Below are 16,060 nucleotides of genomic sequence, written 5' to 3' on the forward strand. Positions count from 1 at the left end.
CGATCCATGCAGCCCGGTCGACGGGTATTGTTATTGGCGGGCAGTCTGCCGGGTGAGGCCGGAACCCAAGGGTTCCTACCGGCAAAAAGTTTCTTGGATGTAATCCGTGACTCATCGGTCACATTTCGGCCGACGTCCTGATTCAAGCAGGCGTCACGTCATCGCGCAAGTGTCTTTGGTAAATTGTTCGACAACTTCTGCTGAGCGGTAGATTGCTTAGATCAATTCGATCTCATGGTCGCTCAAAGGGCGGTATTCGCCGGGTTTCAGCGCGTTGTCGAGCGTCAGCGGGCCCATGCGTTCGCGGTGCAGGTGCGTTACTTTGTTGTTGAAGTGACCGAACATGCGCTTGACCTGGTGATACCGGCCTTCGACGATGCTCAGGCGCGCGCTTTTGGGACCCAGAAGCTCTAGCCCGGCGGGTTGGGTGGTGAGGTCTTCGAAGGCGAAATACAGCCCCTCGCGGAATTTGACCGCGTATTCGGGGCCGATGTCCTGCTCGGTTTCGACGTAGTAGACCTTCGCCAGTTTGGTCTGTGGCTGGGTCAGGCGTCGCGACCAACTGCCGTCATTGGTGATCAGCATCAGGCCGGTGGTGTTGAAGTCCAGGCGGCCGGCGATGTGCAGGTCATCCTTGTCTGGCTCCGCGATCAGGTCCAGTACGGTGCGGTGTTGGGGGTCGCGAGTGGCGCTGACGCATCCGGCGGGTTTATGCAGCATGAAGTGACGCAACGCCTTGCCGGCTTGCAGCACTTCGTCGTCGACTTCGACGCGGCTGAATTCGCGGACGTCGGCGTGGGGATCGCTGACGGTCTGGCCGTCGATCCTGACGCGTTTTTCCACCAGCAACAGGCGCACCTGCTTTCGGTTGAAGCAGGGCAGGTTGCTGAGAAAACGGTCGACGCGCATGACTTGAAGATCGGTGAGTAAAGGGCGGCGTATCTTACGTGATCGGCCGGGCCGTTGCTTGCAACTGCGCCTCGACCTCGGCGCAACGCGGGCACAGGCAGGCTGCGTTGCGCAGCTCTGCAGGCAGCGCCTGGAGCACCGCCGGATCGATGCTGACGCCGTAGCACCAGCACGCCCTGTCCGCGGTTCGCGGGTCGGCCAGGGTGCAATCGTTGGGTGCGCCGCAAGCGGGGCAGAGGTCAGGCTTGGTCATAGACAGGGTGTGGGAGCTCCACGCAGGTTCGGTTGCGGCCCGATTGTTTGGCCCGATACATCGCATGATCGGCCCGCGACAGCAGGGTGTGCAAGGTGTCATCGGGTTGCAGGGAGGTCAGGCCGATGCTGACGGTCAGTTGCAAGCGGTTGCCATTGTACGCATATGGCTGGTGTTCCACATGCCGGCGTATTTTCTCGGCGATCACTTGACCCGTCTCTGCGTCGGTGTCCTTGAGCAGCACGATGAATTCCTCGCCGCCCCAGCGACTGACGATGTCGGAGTGGCGCAGGCAGCTTTCCAGGTCACGGGCGAAGCCGATCAGCACCTGATCGCCGGCCAGGTGGCCGTAGGTGTCGTTCAAGGCCTTGAAATGGTCCAGGTCCAGCAGCAACGCCGTCAGCGGCCTGGGTTCGCGCTGGGCTTCTTGCATCGCTTGCGCGGCCAGCAGGTCGAAGCCGCGACGGTTTGGCAGCTCGGTCAGGCTGTCGAGTGTCGCCTGGGTCTGGATCTGACTTTGGTAGCGATTGATCACGCGGTTGAGCAGGGCCAGCACGGTCAATGTGACCACCAGGCAAATCAGCAAGTTGAGGTACAACGAGCGACGGATGTCGTTGAGGTCGCCATCTTCGCGCTTATCTACGAACAGGTACCAGTTCAGCTCCGGGATGAACCGCACGTTGAGGAAATGCCCCTGGCCTTGGCCCGAGTATTCGTAGCTGCCGCTGTGGGGCTTGGGCAACTGATTGAGCAGGTTTTTCATGCTGTCGAGTTCGGCCAGGGTCTGCCCGGCCAGGGCACCTTGCGGTCCGCCCTCGGCCCCGGTGAGCACCAGGCGGCCGAAGGTGTCGACGAAGTACACGCTGCGCTGGTAGCGCTGCTGGTATTTGTCGATCAGCTTGATCACCGCGTCGACCGTCAGCCCGACACCCGCGGCGCCGATGAAGCGGTTGTGATAGTCGTAGACCTTGTAGTTGATGAAGACGGTCAGGTTGTCTTTGTTGGCGAGGTCCGGATCGACGTTGATCTCGTAGGGGTCTTTCATGTCACGGACACGAAAGTACCAGGCATCGCGGGGTTCGGTGGTCTTGACCTGCTTGAGCACGCCCTTGGCGTGGTAGTAGGTCAGGCTGGTGTCGGAGACGAAAAACGCCGTGTAGGCGCCGTAGTGGGTCATGACCTCGTTGAGGTAGCGGGTCATCTGGCCGGTGTCGCGCTCGCCATTGACCACCCAGTCGCGCATGAAGGTGTCGCGGGACATCATTGAGGAAATCAGGATTGGCCTGACCAGGTCTTTCTGGATTTCCGAGTAGACGGTGTCCGAGGTCAGCGGCAGTTCGGTATTGACGATGTTGTCGCGGATCGACGCGCGCGAGGCGTAGTAACTGAGAAAGGAGGTGGCCAGGAAGCCTGCACCCAGCAACGCGACCAGCGTGAGGACCAACGACCGTTGGGAATACAGCGGCGAGCGAAGCGGCATGGCAGTTCCATTGTCAGCTATCCGGTGGCGAGCATTCTAAGGACTGTCGGGGGAAATAGCTGCTCCATGTACGTCGCGAATGGTCGTTCCTGTGTTTTGACACAGATCGTTCCCACGCTCTGCGTGGGAATGCCTCAACGGACGCTCCGCGTTCGGCTCTGGAGGGGACGCGGAGCGTCCCGGGCTGCATTCCCACGCAGAGCGTGGGAACGATCTCACGTCAGGAGGTGTAGGTAGGCCCTCCAGCCGCCCAGATGGCTGATATCCACCGCCCCCTCCAACCCATAGGCCTCACAGATGAACCCGCTTTCCCAGCGACCATCCGCCAGTTGCACCTTACCCAATCCCAACGGTGCCGGGATGCCGGTCAGGAACGAGCCCAGTTCGCTACTCGGCAGTTCCCAGACTTCCACGGCAATCGCCACGCCGCCGTCCTTGACCCGAACCATGCCCGGACGAAACGGCGGGCCACCGGCCAAGGCATACAGTTGATAGTCGGGTGAGCTGAACGTGCTTTCCACCAGGCGCGCACCGCGCTGCTTGAGTTGCCAGTTCAACGCCAGGCCATCCAGGTGCGCGCCACAGACCACCAGCCGCGCCCGGTCATTGCGCGCAACAACCGTCGGTGCCGGTGCCGCCAATCCTTGCTGGCGCTGCAAGCCATCGGCCAGGCTCAACAGGTATTGATCGGTGAACGCCCGTCCGAACAGGGTCACGCCCCAGGGCAAACCGTTGTCCATGAACGCGCTGGGCACGGCGATGGCGGCGTAGTCGAGCAGGTTCATGAAGTTGGTGTAGTAGCCCAGTTCGCTATTGCGCTGGACCGGTTCGGCGTGGAGTTCCGCCAGTGTGACCGGGCGGCCAATGGTCGGCGTGACTACGCAATCGAGGCCATCGAGTGCTTTGTCGCACAAGGCTTTCAGCGCTTGCAGGCGATACTGCGCGCGGAAGGTTTGCACGCCGTTGACCGCCGGCGCCTTGGCCAATACGGCGCGAATCACCGGCAACACGGCTTGCGGATTTTCTTCCATCAGCTCGCCGGCCACGCTGTAGCGCTCGGCTACCCAAGGGCCTTCGTAGAGCAGACGTGCCGCTTCGAGGAACGGCGACAGATCGAGCTCCACGGCGTAACCGCCCATGGCTTTGAGTTGCTCGACGGCGTCGGCGAACAATAACGGGCCTTCAGCGCAGCCGAAAAACTCCAGGTCTTGCGCCCGGGGCACGCCGAAACGGAAGGCACGCATGGCACCGAACGCCGAGCCGTCATTCCACGACGGATTGCTGCGGCTGTACTCGTCCCGTGGGTCGAGTTTGGCGGTCAATGCAAGCAACTGACTGGCCTCCCGGGCGGTTGCGGTGAACGTCGTCACGCAATCGAGGGTGCGACAGGCCGGCACCACGCCGGCGGTGGAAATCAGGCCCTTGGTGGCTTTCATCCCGACCAGATTGTTCAACGCCGCCGGCACGCGCCCGGAGCCCGCCGTGTCGGTGCCCAGGGAAAAACTCGCCACACCGAGCGCCACCGCCAGTGAAGAACCGGCGCTGGAACCACCCGACGGATACTCCGGCAACACACTATTGGAGCATGCGCCATAGGGCGAGCGAGTGCCGTTGAGGCCGGTGGCGAACTGATCGAGGTTGGTCTTGCCCAGGGGAACTGCGCCCAGCGCCAGCAGTTGCTCGACGATGGTCGCCGAACGTTGCGGTACGTAGGCGAATGCCGGACAGGCCGCCGTGGTCGGTATGCCCGCCAGGTCGATGTTGTCCTTGATCGCGAACGGCACGCCGTACAGCGGCAGGCTGTCGATGTCGCGGCCGTCGAGGGCGGCGAGGTAGGGCTCCAGTTCTTCGGCGCTGAGCAAGTGGATGAACAGGTGATAGTCCGGGTTCAGTGCCGCCGCTTTGTCCCGAAGGCCCGGCAGCAGTTGCCGGGGCGTGGTGCTGCCATCGCGGTACGCGTTGCGCAGGGCGTCGAGTTGCAGATTGATGTTCATGGTATTTGTCCTTTCGAAATGGCTTCAGTCGAGTTCCAGCACCACGACGCGTTGTCCGGCACGCACCGCCGAACCTGGCTGCACGCGAATCTCCCGCACCACGCCGGCCATCGGCGCGAGCAGCGGGATTTCCATCTTCATCGACTCCAGGATCACCAGCACGTCACCGGCCTCGACGCGATTGCCAGTCTGCACCTGAACCTGCCAGAGGTTGCCGGCGATATGGCTGTCGATGCTCTGCTGACCGTTGGCCAGAGGCGCGTCTTCGGTCACCTCCGGGGCCAATTCCTCGCTGTCGTAATGTGCCTGGCCGCTGGCGATCCAGCGTTCGCGTTCGGCATTGAAGGCGCCTTTTTGCTGATCGCGAAACGCGTTGATGCCTTGGGCCTCTTGCGCCAGGAAGGCCTGGTAATCGGCGAGGTTCAGCTGACTGTGCTCGATGTCCAGGGGGAAGCGCCCGAGGGGGAAGTCCCGGCGAATGCGCAGCAGTTCATCGGCGCTGACCGGGTAGAAACGGATCTGGTCGAAGAAGCGCAGCAGCCATGGCTTGCCATCGAAGGCGGCGACTTCGCGGTAGCGATTCCACATCTGCAGCGTACGCCCGACGAACTGATAACCGCCGGGGCCTTCCATGCCGTACACGCACATGTAGGCGCCACCGATGCCCACCGAGTTTTCCGCGGTCCAGGTGCGGGCCGGGTTGTATTTGGTGGTCACCAGGCGATGGCGCGGATCGAGCGGGGTGGCGACCGGTGCGCCGAGGTACACATCGCCCAGGCCCATCACCAGGTAGCTGGCGTCGAACACCGTGCGCTGCACCTCATCGAGGTTCGGCAGGTCGTTGATGCGGCGGATGAACTCCAGGTTGCTCGGGCACCAGGGGGCGTCCTTGCGCACGGTGGTCATGTATTTCTCGATGGCCAGCTGACAGGCCGGGTCGTCCCAGGACAGCGGCAGGTGGACGATGCGCGAGGGGACCTGCAGGTCCTTGGCGGCGCACACGGCGTCCCATTCGCCGGCAACGATGCCGAGCAAGTCGGCAAGCGGCAACTGCTCGGGTTGGTAGTGCACTTGCAGCGAGCGAATGCCCGGGGTCAGGTCGATCACGCCGTGCAGGTGTTTGCTTTCCAGGGCTTGCATGAGGGCGTGGGCGCGAAAGCGCAGGACGAGGTCGAGTTCGGGGGCGCCGATTTCCAGGAGCAGGTGTGTATCCCCCGACAGCCGCGCAACCAGCCGCGTATCCTCCTGACCAATATCCAACACCACAGGCGACACAGCCCCCTGTGGGAGCGAGCCTGCTCGCGAAGAAGTTGATGCGGTGTCTGATCTGGCCCCTTCGCGAGCAGGCTCGCTCCCACAGGGGGTATTCCATTTCAAGGCGAGGTTGCGGGCAGTCTTGAGGTCGACCGGTTGGAACTTCACCTTGTCCCCAGCCTTGAGTTGCCCCAGCTGCCAAAGATCCGCCTCGATCACCGTCACCGGGCAGACAAATCCGCCCAGGCTCGGACCATCCGGGCCGAGGATCACCGGCATGTCGCCAGTGAAGTCCACTGCGCCGATCGCGTACGGATTGTCGTGGATGTTCGACGGATGCAAGCCGGCCTCACCGCCATCGGCCCGCACCCATTCCGGCTTCGGCCCGATCAGCCGTACGCCGGTGCGGCTGGAGTTGAAATGCACTTCCCACTGGGTCGCGAAGAAGGTGCCGATGTAGTTTTCAGTGAAGTATTCCGGTGCACCATGGGGGCCGTAGATCACGCGTATCTGGCGTACGGCAGGCAACTCGCCGAGCTGATCGTCGGCCAGCCGCGCACCGACATTACGATCACTCAAGGCTGGCACATGCAACACGTCGCCGGCCCGCAGAGCACGGCCGCCATGCCCGCCAAACTGGCCGAGGGTGAAGGTACTCTTGCTGCCCAGGTAATCCGGAACCTGCAAGCCGCCGCGCACGCACAGATAGCTGCGCGCGCCAGCACCGGCAATCGTGCCGAGGCTCAACGTGGCACCGGCTGGAACCAACATTGCCGTGTTCATCGGCACGCTTTCGCCGTTCAGCGTCAGCGCAATCACCGCGCCCGTGACGGCAACGACCGCGTCGCAATTGAAGCGCAGCAAGGGCCCGCACATGGTGATTTCCAGCGCTGCGGCGCCTTCATCGTTGCCCAGCAGAAGGTTACCCTGGCGCAGCGCACGACTGTCCATCGGCCCCGACGGCGGCACGCCTACCGCCCAATAGCCGAGGCGACCGGGATAGTCCTGGACGCTGGTCTGGGTGCCAGCGCTGAGCACTTCGAAAGTGTTGGCCTGATACGCCAGGGCTTCCAGGCAACGGGTCCAGGGCTGACCGCTGGCAAAGGGCGCATCGAGCAGGATCTGCCTCAGGTAGTCCCGGTTGGTTTGCACCCCGTAGAGCAGGCTTTCGCCCAAGGCCTGATGCAGATCGGCTGCGGCTTGCTCACGGGTCGGGGCCCAACTGATGACCTTGGCGATCATCGGATCGAAGTAGGGCGGAATCTCACAGCCGGCTTCGACCCAGGTGTCGATGCGCAGTTCTACGCCGTTGGCCGGTGGAAAATGCACCGCCGTCAGCAAACCCGGACTCGGTTGAAAGTCGCGTCCTGGATCTTCCGCATACAACCGTGCCTGAATCGCATGACCCTGCGCTTTCAAACCCTGGCTCAACGCGCTCAACGGCGGCAGGTCACCCGCTGCCAGTTGCACCATCCAGCGCACCAGGTCGACGCCCCAGACTTGCTCGGTGACGCCGTGTTCCACCTGCAAGCGGGTGTTCACTTCAAGGAAATAGAAACGCTGGGCATCGCTGTCGAACACGAATTCGACCGTGCCGGCGCTGCGGTAATTCACCGCCTTGGCCAGTTTGATCGCCGCCGCGCACAGTTCATCGGCCATGCCTTCGGGCAGGTTCGGCGCCGGGGTTTCTTCGAGGACTTTCTGGTTGCGCCGCTGCACCGAGCAGTCGCGCACGCCGAGGGCAATCACCTCGCCACGGCCGTCACCGAATACCTGCACTTCCAGATGTCGGGCGCGCTGGATGTACTTCTCGATGAACACCCCGGCGTCGCTGAAATTGTTCTGGCCCAAGCGCTTGACCGCTTCGAAGGATTCGCTCAATTCGGCCGCGCTGCAGCACACGCGCATGCCGATGCCACCACCGCCGGCGGTGCTCTTGAGCATGACCGGATAACCGACTTGCGCGCCGGCGATCAGTGCCGCGTCAAGGCTGTCGAGCAGTTCGGTACCTTCGAGCATCGGCACGCCGTGTTGTTTGGCCAGGGCGCGGGCGGTGTGCTTGAGGCCGAATACGCGCAGTTGTTCGGGCGTCGGGCCGATAAAGGCAATGTCGGCGGCCTCGCAGGCTTCAGCGAACGCAGCGTTTTCCGAGAGAAAACCATAGCCTGGATGGATCGCGGTGGCGCCTGTGGCCTTGGCGACGGCGAGGATTTTTTCCACTGCCAGGTAGGTGCCGGCGGCTGCGCCTTCACCAAGGCTGTGGGCCTCGTCGGCTTGCAGGATGTGCAGGCTCGCGGCATCGGCTTCGGAATATACGGCAACACCTGCAACCTGCAGTTCGCGCAAGGTGCGCAGGATGCGGCAGGCAATGGCGCCACGGTTGGCAATCAGGACTTTTTCGAACATGGCATAACCCCTGGAGGGGATGCGGGCCGTCCCGCAGTTTTTCGATGAGCGCCAGGGTCGTCCCCGACGGAAAAATCATTTCTCTTCAACGCTGACCCCCTGTAGGAGCGAGCATGCTCGCGATGGACGTGAACGATTACGCGTAGCACCAGATGCCCAGCGGTGGCTTCTGGTTTTTCGCGAGCAGGCTCGCTCCTACAGTGGCTGGTGGTGTTCTTTAGGTTTGAGGCACTGCCCTGAGCGGGCCTGGCACAGGGCAAACAACCAGCGGCGCAAACGACTCAGTTCCATACCAGCACCTGCGCAGGAGTCGGGTTATAGGCATTGCACGGGTTGTTCAGTTGCGGGCAATTGGAGATCAGCACGATCACGTCCATCTCGGCGCGCAGGTCGACGTATTTGCCCGGTGCGGAGATACCGTCCTCGAAGGTCAGCCCGCCGTCCGCCGTCACCGGTACGTTCATGAAGAAATTGATGTTAGGCCCGATGTCGCCTTTACCCAGGCGCCCGTCGTGAACGCAGGCGCGCAGGTAGTTGTCGCGGCAACTGTGCATGTAGCGTTTTTCCAGGGCGTAGCGCACGGTGTTGCTTTCTTGCGCGCAGGCACCACCGAGCGTGTCGTGGCGGCCGCAGGTGTCGGCGATGATCGTCAGCATCGGCTTGCCGAGGTTGGAATACAGCACGCTGCCGGTGCTCAGGTACACGCTGTTCTGGCGGCGCAACGTGCGTTGCACGTCGTAGCGCTCCCTGGGATTGGCGACGCTGTAGAACAGGGTGTCGACGGCCTGGTTGCCTTCCAGGTCGAGGATGCGCAGGGTCTGGCCGGCCTTGACCTCCATCAACCAGGGTTCGCCGGCGGGGATGGTGGCGCGGTAGACCGCGGTTTCGGGTAGCCTGCTCGTAGTAACGTCGGCAGTGGCGATTGCGAGTGACATGGCGGCGATCCTCAGGCGAACAGACGGTCAGTGTTGATGAAGCCACGCTCGTTTTCCGGGCGCGAGGTGCGGCAGTGTTCGGCGACGCTGGGGTCGGCGTTCATCCAGCTGAGCTTCAGTGGTTTGGGGGCATATTCCGGCACCGGGTCCATCGGGTGTTGCAGGGCGGTGAGCACCACCAGGGTGTCCATCGGTGCGTACAACTCGATGTAGTCGCCAGCTTTGGAATTGCCTTCAACGAAGTGAAAGCGCCCGGCGTCGTCGACGTTCACCCGGCTGAACAGGTTGAGGGTCATCAGCAGGTCGGACAGGCCCAGCCCCCACTTGCCCAGCTCCACCAACAGGTTGTCGGTGCCGTTGCGGAAGAAGCCATTGCGCAGTTCCTGATAGCGGCCCTGGCCGTATTTTTCGGCCACTTCTTCAGCGCAGAGCACGCCGCCGAGGCTGTCGCTCCAACCGCAGGTGTCGGCGGTGATGGCGGCCAGTACGCGGCCCATGTCCGAGTACAGGCAATGGCCGGCGGTGAGCTTGGCGGTGTGTTGGCATTTGAGGCTGTCGGGCAGGTTCAGGCGTTCGGTTTTTTCGTTGGCGTTGAGCAGCGTCAGGCTGACGTTGGCACCGCCGCGCAGGTCGGTCAGGCGCAGCAGTTGGCCGCGTTTGAGCACGAAGGAGCGATGGCCGCCGCCGGGTAGCATTTCTTCGGCGAAGGGCGGGAACAGTCGGGTCGAATCAGTCATTGTGCAAGTCCTCTCAAGCGGTTCTAAGCGCGCCTGCCAGTTGTACTGGCAAGGCATCGACGGCGGCACGGCAGGCGCGGCGGTCGCTGTTCAAAGGGATGTCGTAAGTGATGCGTGCGCCATAGGCGCCGGGGGCGTGCGGGTCGACGCGGACCTTGTCGAACACCAGCAAGCGGGTGCCGAGGCTGAAACCTTCGGACAGGTCATGGGTGACCATGAAGACCGTCAATTGGGTCTCGCGCCACAGCTCCAGCAGCAAGGCGTGCATGTCCTTGCGGATGCCCGGATCGAGGGCGCCGAAAGGCTCGTCCAGCAGCAGCACCCGCGGTTTCATGATCAGCGCCTGGGCGATGGCGAGGCGTTGTTGCATGCCGCCGGACAGTTGCGCCGGGTACTTGTCCAGGGAATGACCGAGGCCGACTTTGTGCAGCAGCACCGAAGCCTGTTCGCGGGCAGCTTTTTTGGCACTGCCGAACAACCTGCCCAACAGCGCTGAACGCGGCAGTTCCAGGCCAAGGGCGACGTTGTCCAGCACGCTCAAGTGCGGGAACACCGAGTAGCGCTGGAACACTACGCCACGGCTGGCGTCCGGTTCGCCCGCCAGTGGTTGACCGTCGAGGAGAATCTCCCCTCGACTGGCTTTTTCCTGACCGAGCAACAACCGCAGGAAGGTCGATTTACCGCAACCGGAAGCGCCCACCAGGGTGCAGAACTCACCCTCGTTGACGCTCAGGTTCAGGCCTTCGAGCACCACCTGGTCGGCGTACTGCTGCCAGACATTTTTCACCGTGATGAAACTCATGCCCGCGCTCCTTCATACCAGGGGAATGCGCGCAGGGTCAGGCGCTTGAGCCCCCAATCCATCAGCCAGGCGAGCAGGGTGATCCACACCACGTACGGCAAAATCACGTCCATCGCCAGGTAGCGGCGCACCAGGAATATCCGGTAGCCGAGACCGTCAGTGGAGGCGATGGCCTCGGCGGCAATCAGGAACAGCCACGCCGAACCCAGCATCAGGCGCAGCGAAATCAGCAGGCGCGGCAGCAACTGCGGCAAGACCACCCGCAACATCAGGGTCCAGGTCGATGCCCCGAGGGTCTGGGCCTTGATCAGCAGCTCAACGGGGATCTCCCGGGCGCGCTGTTCGAGGTCGCGGGCCAGGGCCGGGGTGATGCCGATCACGATCAGCATCACTTTCGACAATTCCCCCAGGCCGAAGACAATAAACAGGATCGGCAGGATCGCCAGCGGCGGCACCATCGAAAGCACGGTCAGCAACGGCGACAACGGCGCGCCAAACAATGGCAGGGTGCCCGCAGCGATGCCCAGGCACAGCCCGGCCAGCGCACTGATGCCCAGGCCGATGGCCAGGCGTCGCAGGCTCGCGGCGCTGTCCTGCCACAGCAGGTATTCGCCGGTGCGGCTGTCGGCAACGAAGGCCAGGCGCTTGACCGCGTCGCTCATTTGCACGGCGCTGGGCAGCAGTTTGTCGTTGGGGTTGTCCGCCAGGCGCTCGGCCGAGCCCATGAAGTAGGCGAACAGCAGCAGGGCGAAAGGCAGGATCACCAGCAACAGGCGACTCGGGCGATCCGGGTGGCGATTGATCAGGCGCATGGCCAAGTCCTCTGGTTACAACTTGGCATCGGCAGCCATCTGCACGTAGCTGGGGTCGAAACGCAGCTTGAGGTTGCCCTTGTCGCCGCTGGTCACCCCGTTGGCGAAGGCCATGCCGACCGCGCTGGTGTCTTTGGCACCTTCACCGAGCAAGCCGTGCTGGAAGGAGAATTCCGCGACCTTGCGCATGGTTTCCGGCAGTTGCTTGCTGGTGCTGAACGCCAGGGCTTCTTGAGGAGTGGCGAACAATTTGGTGGTGTCCAGTTGCGCCTGGAAACCGGCCAGGTCGGTGCCCGAGGCCTTGGCCATGTGCTCCAGTGCAGCCTTGCCCGCGGCGTTCTTCGCGTTCATCAACTCGACCACTTCGAACCAGGCGCCAGTCAGCGCCTTGCCCAGGGCGGGGTTGTCCTTGAGGGTCTGGGAGTTGACCACCATCATGTCCATGATCTCGCCGGGGATCTGGCTGGAATTGAACACCTCGGTCACCCCGGGCTTGGCCTTGATGTCCGAAAGCATCGGGTTCCAGGTGGTGACGGCGTTGACCTGATCGGTGTTGAAGGCGGCGGCGATATCGGCATCCGAGGTGTTGACCACTTTCAGGTCTTTCTCGGTGAGGTCCACCGAATCCAGGGCCCTGGCCAGCAGGTAGTGCGACACCGAGAGCTCGACCAGGTTGACGTCCGCCCCCTTGAGGTCGGCGACCTTCTTGCCTTCGCCCTTGAGCACGATGCCGTCGTTGCCGTTGGAGAAGTCGCTGACGATCAGCGCGGTGCTGTCGACGCCGCCAGCGGCCGGGATGGTCAGCGCATCCATGTTGGTCATGGTGCAGCCATCGAACTGGCCGGCGGTGTACTGGTTGATCGATTCGACGTAGTCGTTAAGCTGCACCACATCGATCTGGATGCCGTATTTCTTCGCCCACTTGTCGACGATGCCTTGGCTACCGGCGTATTCCCAAGGCATCCAGCCGGCGTAGATCGTCCAGCAGACGCTGAAGTGGTCTTTTGGGGCGGCGTGGGACGAGACGCTCACGAGGGCTGCGAAGGCAGCGGCGAAGAGGGCGGGTAAACGATGCTGGGACATGGTGGTTCTCCAGTTGATCAAGGGCGGACAGGAAGGCAGCAGCACCGCGAACGGTGGCTTGTCTCCCGGGCTTTTGTCCCGCCGTGTAACCTCAACTGGAGGTCGCCAACTCTCGGACCAGTCACTCGCGCTTGCGAGCCGGAACCCTAGTCAGCCATTGCAAATTGTGGTGCCGCGAACCTGTGATGACTCCTGCACGTCTTTGCTAAAGCGAGAGACGTGCCAAGTCGAGCGGAGTGCTCTGGCACGCGGGATTGGTCGATTGGTGATGTAGGAAGACAGTGTGCGCTTGCCTTGCAATGGTGCGCGACTGCACCGCAATGGGACGTGCCGGCCGCTGATCCGAAGGTTGCCGGGGCGCTGCACTTGGTCGGGGATAATGAGTCAAAACAGGTGTCAGCCGGCCTGTACCGGCTGTGGGTCTTTCAGGAGGCCGCCATGTTTCGTCGATTGTTGCTCGGCTGCGTACTCGGCTTGGGCCTGGCCGGTTGTTATTACTATTCCGGTGGTTACGACGTCGCGTATCCCGCACCTTATTACTATCCCGGTTATTCACCTTATTACTACCACGGCGGCCCGCGCTTTTATGGCGGCTATCGCTATTACTACTGGGGTGGTCACGCGCCACGTTATTACGGCGGTGGATATCGTCACGGCCACCACTAATCAGCGTGTGAATGGATGAAAAACCTTTCATCGGCGAGATGTATCAAGGTGTTGCGGGAGCGCACGGGATCTTCAATTCGATGTCTGATCTATCGACAGTCGCAGAAACTTTGACTGTCGCCTGCCAGCGTCGCTGGTGTGGCTCACTCGCGGTCCAGGAGGCCGCCAATGTATCGACGAATTCTTCTGATTGCCGTGTTGGGTTTGTCACTGGGTGGATGCGTAGCTTATTCCGATGGAGGCGGTTACTACGGTTCAGAGGTCTACTCATCGCCGGCGCCCTATTACGCTGGCGGCAACTCCTACTACTCCAATGGCGGCGGTTACTACACGCCACCGCGCCGGTACTACGCGCCGCCTGCCCGGTATTACCAACCAACGCCGCGCTATTACCACCAGCCGCGGGTTTATCAACCGGCGCCGCGCTATTACCAGCCGGCTCCCCGTTACTATCAGTCCCGCCCCGACTACAGGGCGCACCAGAACCAGGGTTGGGACGGTCGCCACAACCGTGGCGGCTGGGACAATGATCATCGTCGCGGGCGAAACGACAATCACGATCGCCGAGGCGGCCGCAATGGGCGTGGCGATCACGACGGCCGTGGTAATCACCGCTAATCCGGTTGAAATCCATACCCTCCTGTAGGAGCGAGTATGCTCGCGATGGACGTCAACGATAACGCGTGCTTAAAGGTTAAACGCGTTGTCAGACGTTTTTCGCGAGCATGCTCGCTCCTACAGAGTCATTTTTTTCAGTACTCTGACAGGTCCGCCAAGGGATGCCGACCTTCCCAGATTTTGTGAAAATGAGCATCCACCACCGCATCCGGCACATTGTTGACGTCCGGCCAATGCCAGCGAGGTTTCTGATCCTTGTCGATCAATCGCGCACGCACGCCCTCGCTGAATTCCGGATGGCGACAGCAGTTGAGGCTCAGGGTGTATTCCATCTCAAAGACCTGCGCCAGAGACATATGCCGGGCACGTTTGATCTGCTCCCACACCAGATGCGCGGTCAGCGGCGAGCCTTCGATCAGGTTGCGCGCGGCGCGGTTGAGCAGCATGTCGGTGTGATCGAGCAGCGTGACAATGGCTTTCCAGGCACAACGCACATCACTGACGTCCAGCAATTCATCGATCTGTTGGCGGCGCGGCAACCACTGGGCCTCGGGCATTTGCGCAACGGCTTTCTGCTGCAAGGCCTTGAGCAGGCTGTTGAGCTGCATCGGCGTCTGTTCCTGCCAATTCAATTGCAGCAGGCCTTCGATTAGTTCCTGCTGCTGCTCGTCGAGCAGGAAACGGTCGGCCAGGTCCAGATCGATCGCGTCGCGACCGTTCATGTGGGCGCCGGTCAGGCCGAGGAACAAGCCGAGCTTGCCCGGCAGGCGAGACAGGAACCAACTGGCGCCCACGTCCGGATACAGGCCGATACTGATCTCCGGCATCGCCAGTCGACTGCTCGGTGTGACAATGCGAATGCTTGCCCCCTGCAACAGGCCCATGCCACCGCCGAGCACATAGCCGTGACCCCAGCAGATCAACGGTTTGGGATAAGTGTGCAGGCTGAAGTCCAGGCGATATTCGGAGTTGAAGAAGTGCGCGGCCAGCGTCGGCACTTCACCCGGATGGGCCCGGCAGGCCTCGACCAGGCTGCGCACTTCACCGCCTGCGCAGAAGGCCTTGATGCCGTTGCCGCGCAGCAGGACGCAAACGATTTGCGGTTCCTTCGCCCAGGCGTCCAACTTGTCGCGCATGGCATTGATCATCGGCAGGGACAGGGCATTCAACGATTTTTCGGCATCCAGCGTGGCAATGCCAATGCGGGCGCCGTCAGTGCCGGTGAGTTCTTCGAAGTGCAGATTCATCGTGACCTCGCTCGGGAATTTGAGGGTTAAGTATGATCGCTGTGTGGGAAAGTGCCGGATTGGTGTCAGATCAATTGACAAGCGTGATGGGCTTTCCTAGGGTGCGCCCCATTGCTTTTGCCGGATATAACCATGACTGCTGACGACCGTATCAAACTCGAACCGAGCTGGAAGGAGGCACTGCGTGCCGAATTCGACCAACCCTACATGGCAGAGTTGCGAAAATTCCTCCAGGACGAGCGCGCGGCGGGCAAGGAAATCTATCCGCCGGGCCCGATGATCTTCAACGCGCTCAATTCCACGCCGCTGGACAAGGTCAAGGTGGTCATTCTTGGCCAGGACCCCTATCACGGCCCCGGCCAGGCCCATGGCCTGTGCTTTTCGGTGCAGCCGGGCGTCCCGGCGCCGCCGTCGCTGGTCAATATCTATAAAGAGTTGAAGCGCGACCTGAACATCGACATCCCCAATCACGGCTATCTGCAAAGCTGGGCCGAGCAGGGCGTGTTGATGCTCAATACCACCATGACCGTGGAGCGTGCCAACGCCAATGCGCACAAGGACAAGGGCTGGCAGTTTTTCACCGACCGGATCATTGAAGTGGTCAGCCAGCAGCAGCCGCATCTGGTGTTCATGCTGTGGGGCGCCCATGCCCAGAGCAAACAGAAGTTGATCGATGCCACCAAGCACCTGGTGCTGACCTCGGTGCACCCGTCACCGCTGTCGGCCTATCGTGGCTTCCTCGGGTGCGGGCACTTCAGCCGGACCAACAAGTTTTTGGAGCAGAATGGCGAGACGCCGATCGAGTGGCGGTTGCCACCGGTTTGAAAGAGCTTCGCGAGCAGGCTCGCTCCCACAAGGATCACG

The 16,060-nt window shown here is 62.1% G+C and carries 14 protein-coding genes and 1 riboswitch; of the genes, 3 read left to right on the forward strand and 11 right to left on the reverse strand.

Translation table 11 applies throughout. The annotated features are described in order from the left end of the window. Positions 1-216: 216 nt before the first annotated feature. From PSUM_RS13775 to PSUM_RS13820, 10 genes are all read right to left on the reverse strand, one after another. Positions 217-909 (reverse strand): pseudouridine synthase, encoded by a 693-nt coding sequence (locus tag PSUM_RS13775; protein ID WP_083348379.1) that lies wholly within the window; start codon positions 907-909, stop codon positions 217-219. A gap of 34 nt (positions 910-943) precedes the next feature. Beyond that, the gene (locus tag PSUM_RS13780; RefSeq protein WP_020798403.1) at positions 944-1,162 is read right to left on the reverse strand and encodes a cysteine-rich CWC family protein; all 219 of its coding nucleotides are present in this window, start codon (positions 1,160-1,162) and stop codon (positions 944-946) included. Next, a complete protein-coding gene (locus tag PSUM_RS13785; RefSeq protein WP_020798404.1) occupies positions 1,149-2,642 on the reverse strand; it encodes a sensor domain-containing diguanylate cyclase in 1,494 nt (497 codons plus the stop codon). The genes PSUM_RS13780 and PSUM_RS13785 overlap by 14 nt, the downstream gene beginning before the upstream one ends. Before the next feature lie 215 nt (positions 2,643-2,857). After that, positions 2,858-4,636 carry an allophanate hydrolase gene (gene atzF / locus PSUM_RS13790; protein ID WP_083348380.1) on the reverse strand — a complete coding sequence of 593 codons (1,779 nt, stop codon included), beginning with the start codon at positions 4,634-4,636 and terminating at the stop codon, positions 2,858-2,860. Positions 4,637-4,660: 24 nt separating this feature from the next. Beyond that, on the reverse strand, positions 4,661-8,296 hold the full coding sequence (gene uca / locus PSUM_RS13795) for an urea carboxylase (protein ID WP_083348381.1): 3,636 nt from the start codon (positions 8,294-8,296) through the stop codon (positions 4,661-4,663). Between the two features lie 281 nt (positions 8,297-8,577). Beyond that, a complete protein-coding gene (locus tag PSUM_RS13800) occupies positions 8,578-9,231 on the reverse strand; it encodes an urea amidolyase associated protein UAAP2 (RefSeq protein WP_020798407.1) in 654 nt (217 codons plus the stop codon). A gap of 11 nt (positions 9,232-9,242) precedes the next feature. Next, positions 9,243-9,968, reverse strand: coding sequence for an urea amidolyase associated protein UAAP1 (locus PSUM_RS13805; protein WP_020798408.1), 726 nt, complete (start codon positions 9,966-9,968; stop codon positions 9,243-9,245). Positions 9,969-9,981: 13 nt separating this feature from the next. After that, the gene (locus tag PSUM_RS13810) at positions 9,982-10,770 is read right to left on the reverse strand and encodes an ABC transporter ATP-binding protein (RefSeq protein ID WP_020798409.1); all 789 of its coding nucleotides are present in this window, start codon (positions 10,768-10,770) and stop codon (positions 9,982-9,984) included. Continuing rightward, positions 10,767-11,582, reverse strand: a complete 816-nt coding sequence (locus PSUM_RS13815; protein WP_083348382.1) for an ABC transporter permease — start codon at positions 11,580-11,582, stop codon at positions 10,767-10,769. The genes PSUM_RS13810 and PSUM_RS13815 overlap by 4 nt, the downstream gene beginning before the upstream one ends. A 15-nt stretch (positions 11,583-11,597) precedes the next feature. Continuing rightward, a complete protein-coding gene (locus tag PSUM_RS13820; protein WP_020798411.1) occupies positions 11,598-12,665 on the reverse strand; it encodes a putative urea ABC transporter substrate-binding protein in 1,068 nt (355 codons plus the stop codon). Positions 12,666-12,725: 60 nt separating this feature from the next. Further along, a riboswitch (guanidine-I (ykkC/yxkD leader) is annotated at positions 12,726-12,826 on the reverse strand. Positions 12,827-13,103: 277 nt separating this feature from the next. On the opposite strand from PSUM_RS13820, the gene PSUM_RS13830 reads away from it, so the two are divergent. Then, positions 13,104-13,331, forward strand: coding sequence for a hypothetical protein (locus PSUM_RS13830; RefSeq protein ID WP_020798412.1), 228 nt, complete (start codon positions 13,104-13,106; stop codon positions 13,329-13,331). A gap of 168 nt (positions 13,332-13,499) precedes the next feature. Continuing rightward, positions 13,500-13,949: a hypothetical protein gene (locus tag PSUM_RS13835; protein ID WP_083348383.1), complete on the forward strand. Its 450-nt coding sequence runs from the start codon at positions 13,500-13,502 to the stop codon at positions 13,947-13,949. 134 nt (positions 13,950-14,083) lie between these two features. Here the strand turns inward: PSUM_RS13835 and PSUM_RS13840 are convergent, their stop codons facing one another. Next, positions 14,084-15,196: an enoyl-CoA hydratase/isomerase family protein gene (locus tag PSUM_RS13840; protein ID WP_083348384.1), complete on the reverse strand. Its 1,113-nt coding sequence runs from the start codon at positions 15,194-15,196 to the stop codon at positions 14,084-14,086. A gap of 132 nt (positions 15,197-15,328) precedes the next feature. Here PSUM_RS13840 and ung point away from each other — a divergent pair, with 132 nt between their 5' ends. Beyond that, the gene (ung, locus tag PSUM_RS13845) at positions 15,329-16,021 is read left to right on the forward strand and encodes a uracil-DNA glycosylase (protein WP_020798415.1); all 693 of its coding nucleotides are present in this window, start codon (positions 15,329-15,331) and stop codon (positions 16,019-16,021) included. Positions 16,022-16,060: the final 39 nt, after the last annotated feature.

It is taken from the genome of Pseudomonas umsongensis (genome assembly GCF_002236105.1).
Lineage (GTDB): Bacteria > Pseudomonadota > Gammaproteobacteria > Pseudomonadales > Pseudomonadaceae > Aquipseudomonas > Aquipseudomonas umsongensis.

Coding starts and splice junctions, on each gene's coding strand:
- PSUM_RS13830 (WP_020798412.1), top strand. CDS start 13,104: ATGTTTCGTCGATTGTTGCTCGGCTGCGTACTCGGCTTGGGCCTGGCC.
- PSUM_RS13805 (WP_020798408.1), bottom strand. CDS start 9,968: ATGACTGATTCGACCCGACTGTTCCCGCCCTTCGCCGAAGAAATGCTA.
- PSUM_RS13840 (WP_083348384.1), bottom strand. CDS start 15,196: ATGAATCTGCACTTCGAAGAACTCACCGGCACTGACGGCGCCCGCATT.
- PSUM_RS13815 (WP_083348382.1), bottom strand. CDS start 11,582: ATGCGCCTGATCAATCGCCACCCGGATCGCCCGAGTCGCCTGTTGCTG.
- PSUM_RS13775 (WP_083348379.1), bottom strand. CDS start 909: ATGCGCGTCGACCGTTTTCTCAGCAACCTGCCCTGCTTCAACCGAAAG.
- uca (WP_083348381.1), bottom strand. CDS start 8,296: ATGTTCGAAAAAGTCCTGATTGCCAACCGTGGCGCCATTGCCTGCCGC.
- PSUM_RS13800 (WP_020798407.1), bottom strand. CDS start 9,231: ATGTCACTCGCAATCGCCACTGCCGACGTTACTACGAGCAGGCTACCC.
- PSUM_RS13835 (WP_083348383.1), top strand. CDS start 13,500: ATGTATCGACGAATTCTTCTGATTGCCGTGTTGGGTTTGTCACTGGGT.
- ung (WP_020798415.1), top strand. CDS start 15,329: ATGACTGCTGACGACCGTATCAAACTCGAACCGAGCTGGAAGGAGGCA.
- PSUM_RS13810 (WP_020798409.1), bottom strand. CDS start 10,770: ATGAGTTTCATCACGGTGAAAAATGTCTGGCAGCAGTACGCCGACCAG.
- atzF (WP_083348380.1), bottom strand. CDS start 4,636: ATGAACATCAATCTGCAACTCGACGCCCTGCGCAACGCGTACCGCGAT.
- PSUM_RS13820 (WP_020798411.1), bottom strand. CDS start 12,665: ATGTCCCAGCATCGTTTACCCGCCCTCTTCGCCGCTGCCTTCGCAGCC.
- PSUM_RS13785 (WP_020798404.1), bottom strand. CDS start 2,642: ATGCCGCTTCGCTCGCCGCTGTATTCCCAACGGTCGTTGGTCCTCACG.
- PSUM_RS13780 (WP_020798403.1), bottom strand. CDS start 1,162: ATGACCAAGCCTGACCTCTGCCCCGCTTGCGGCGCACCCAACGATTGC.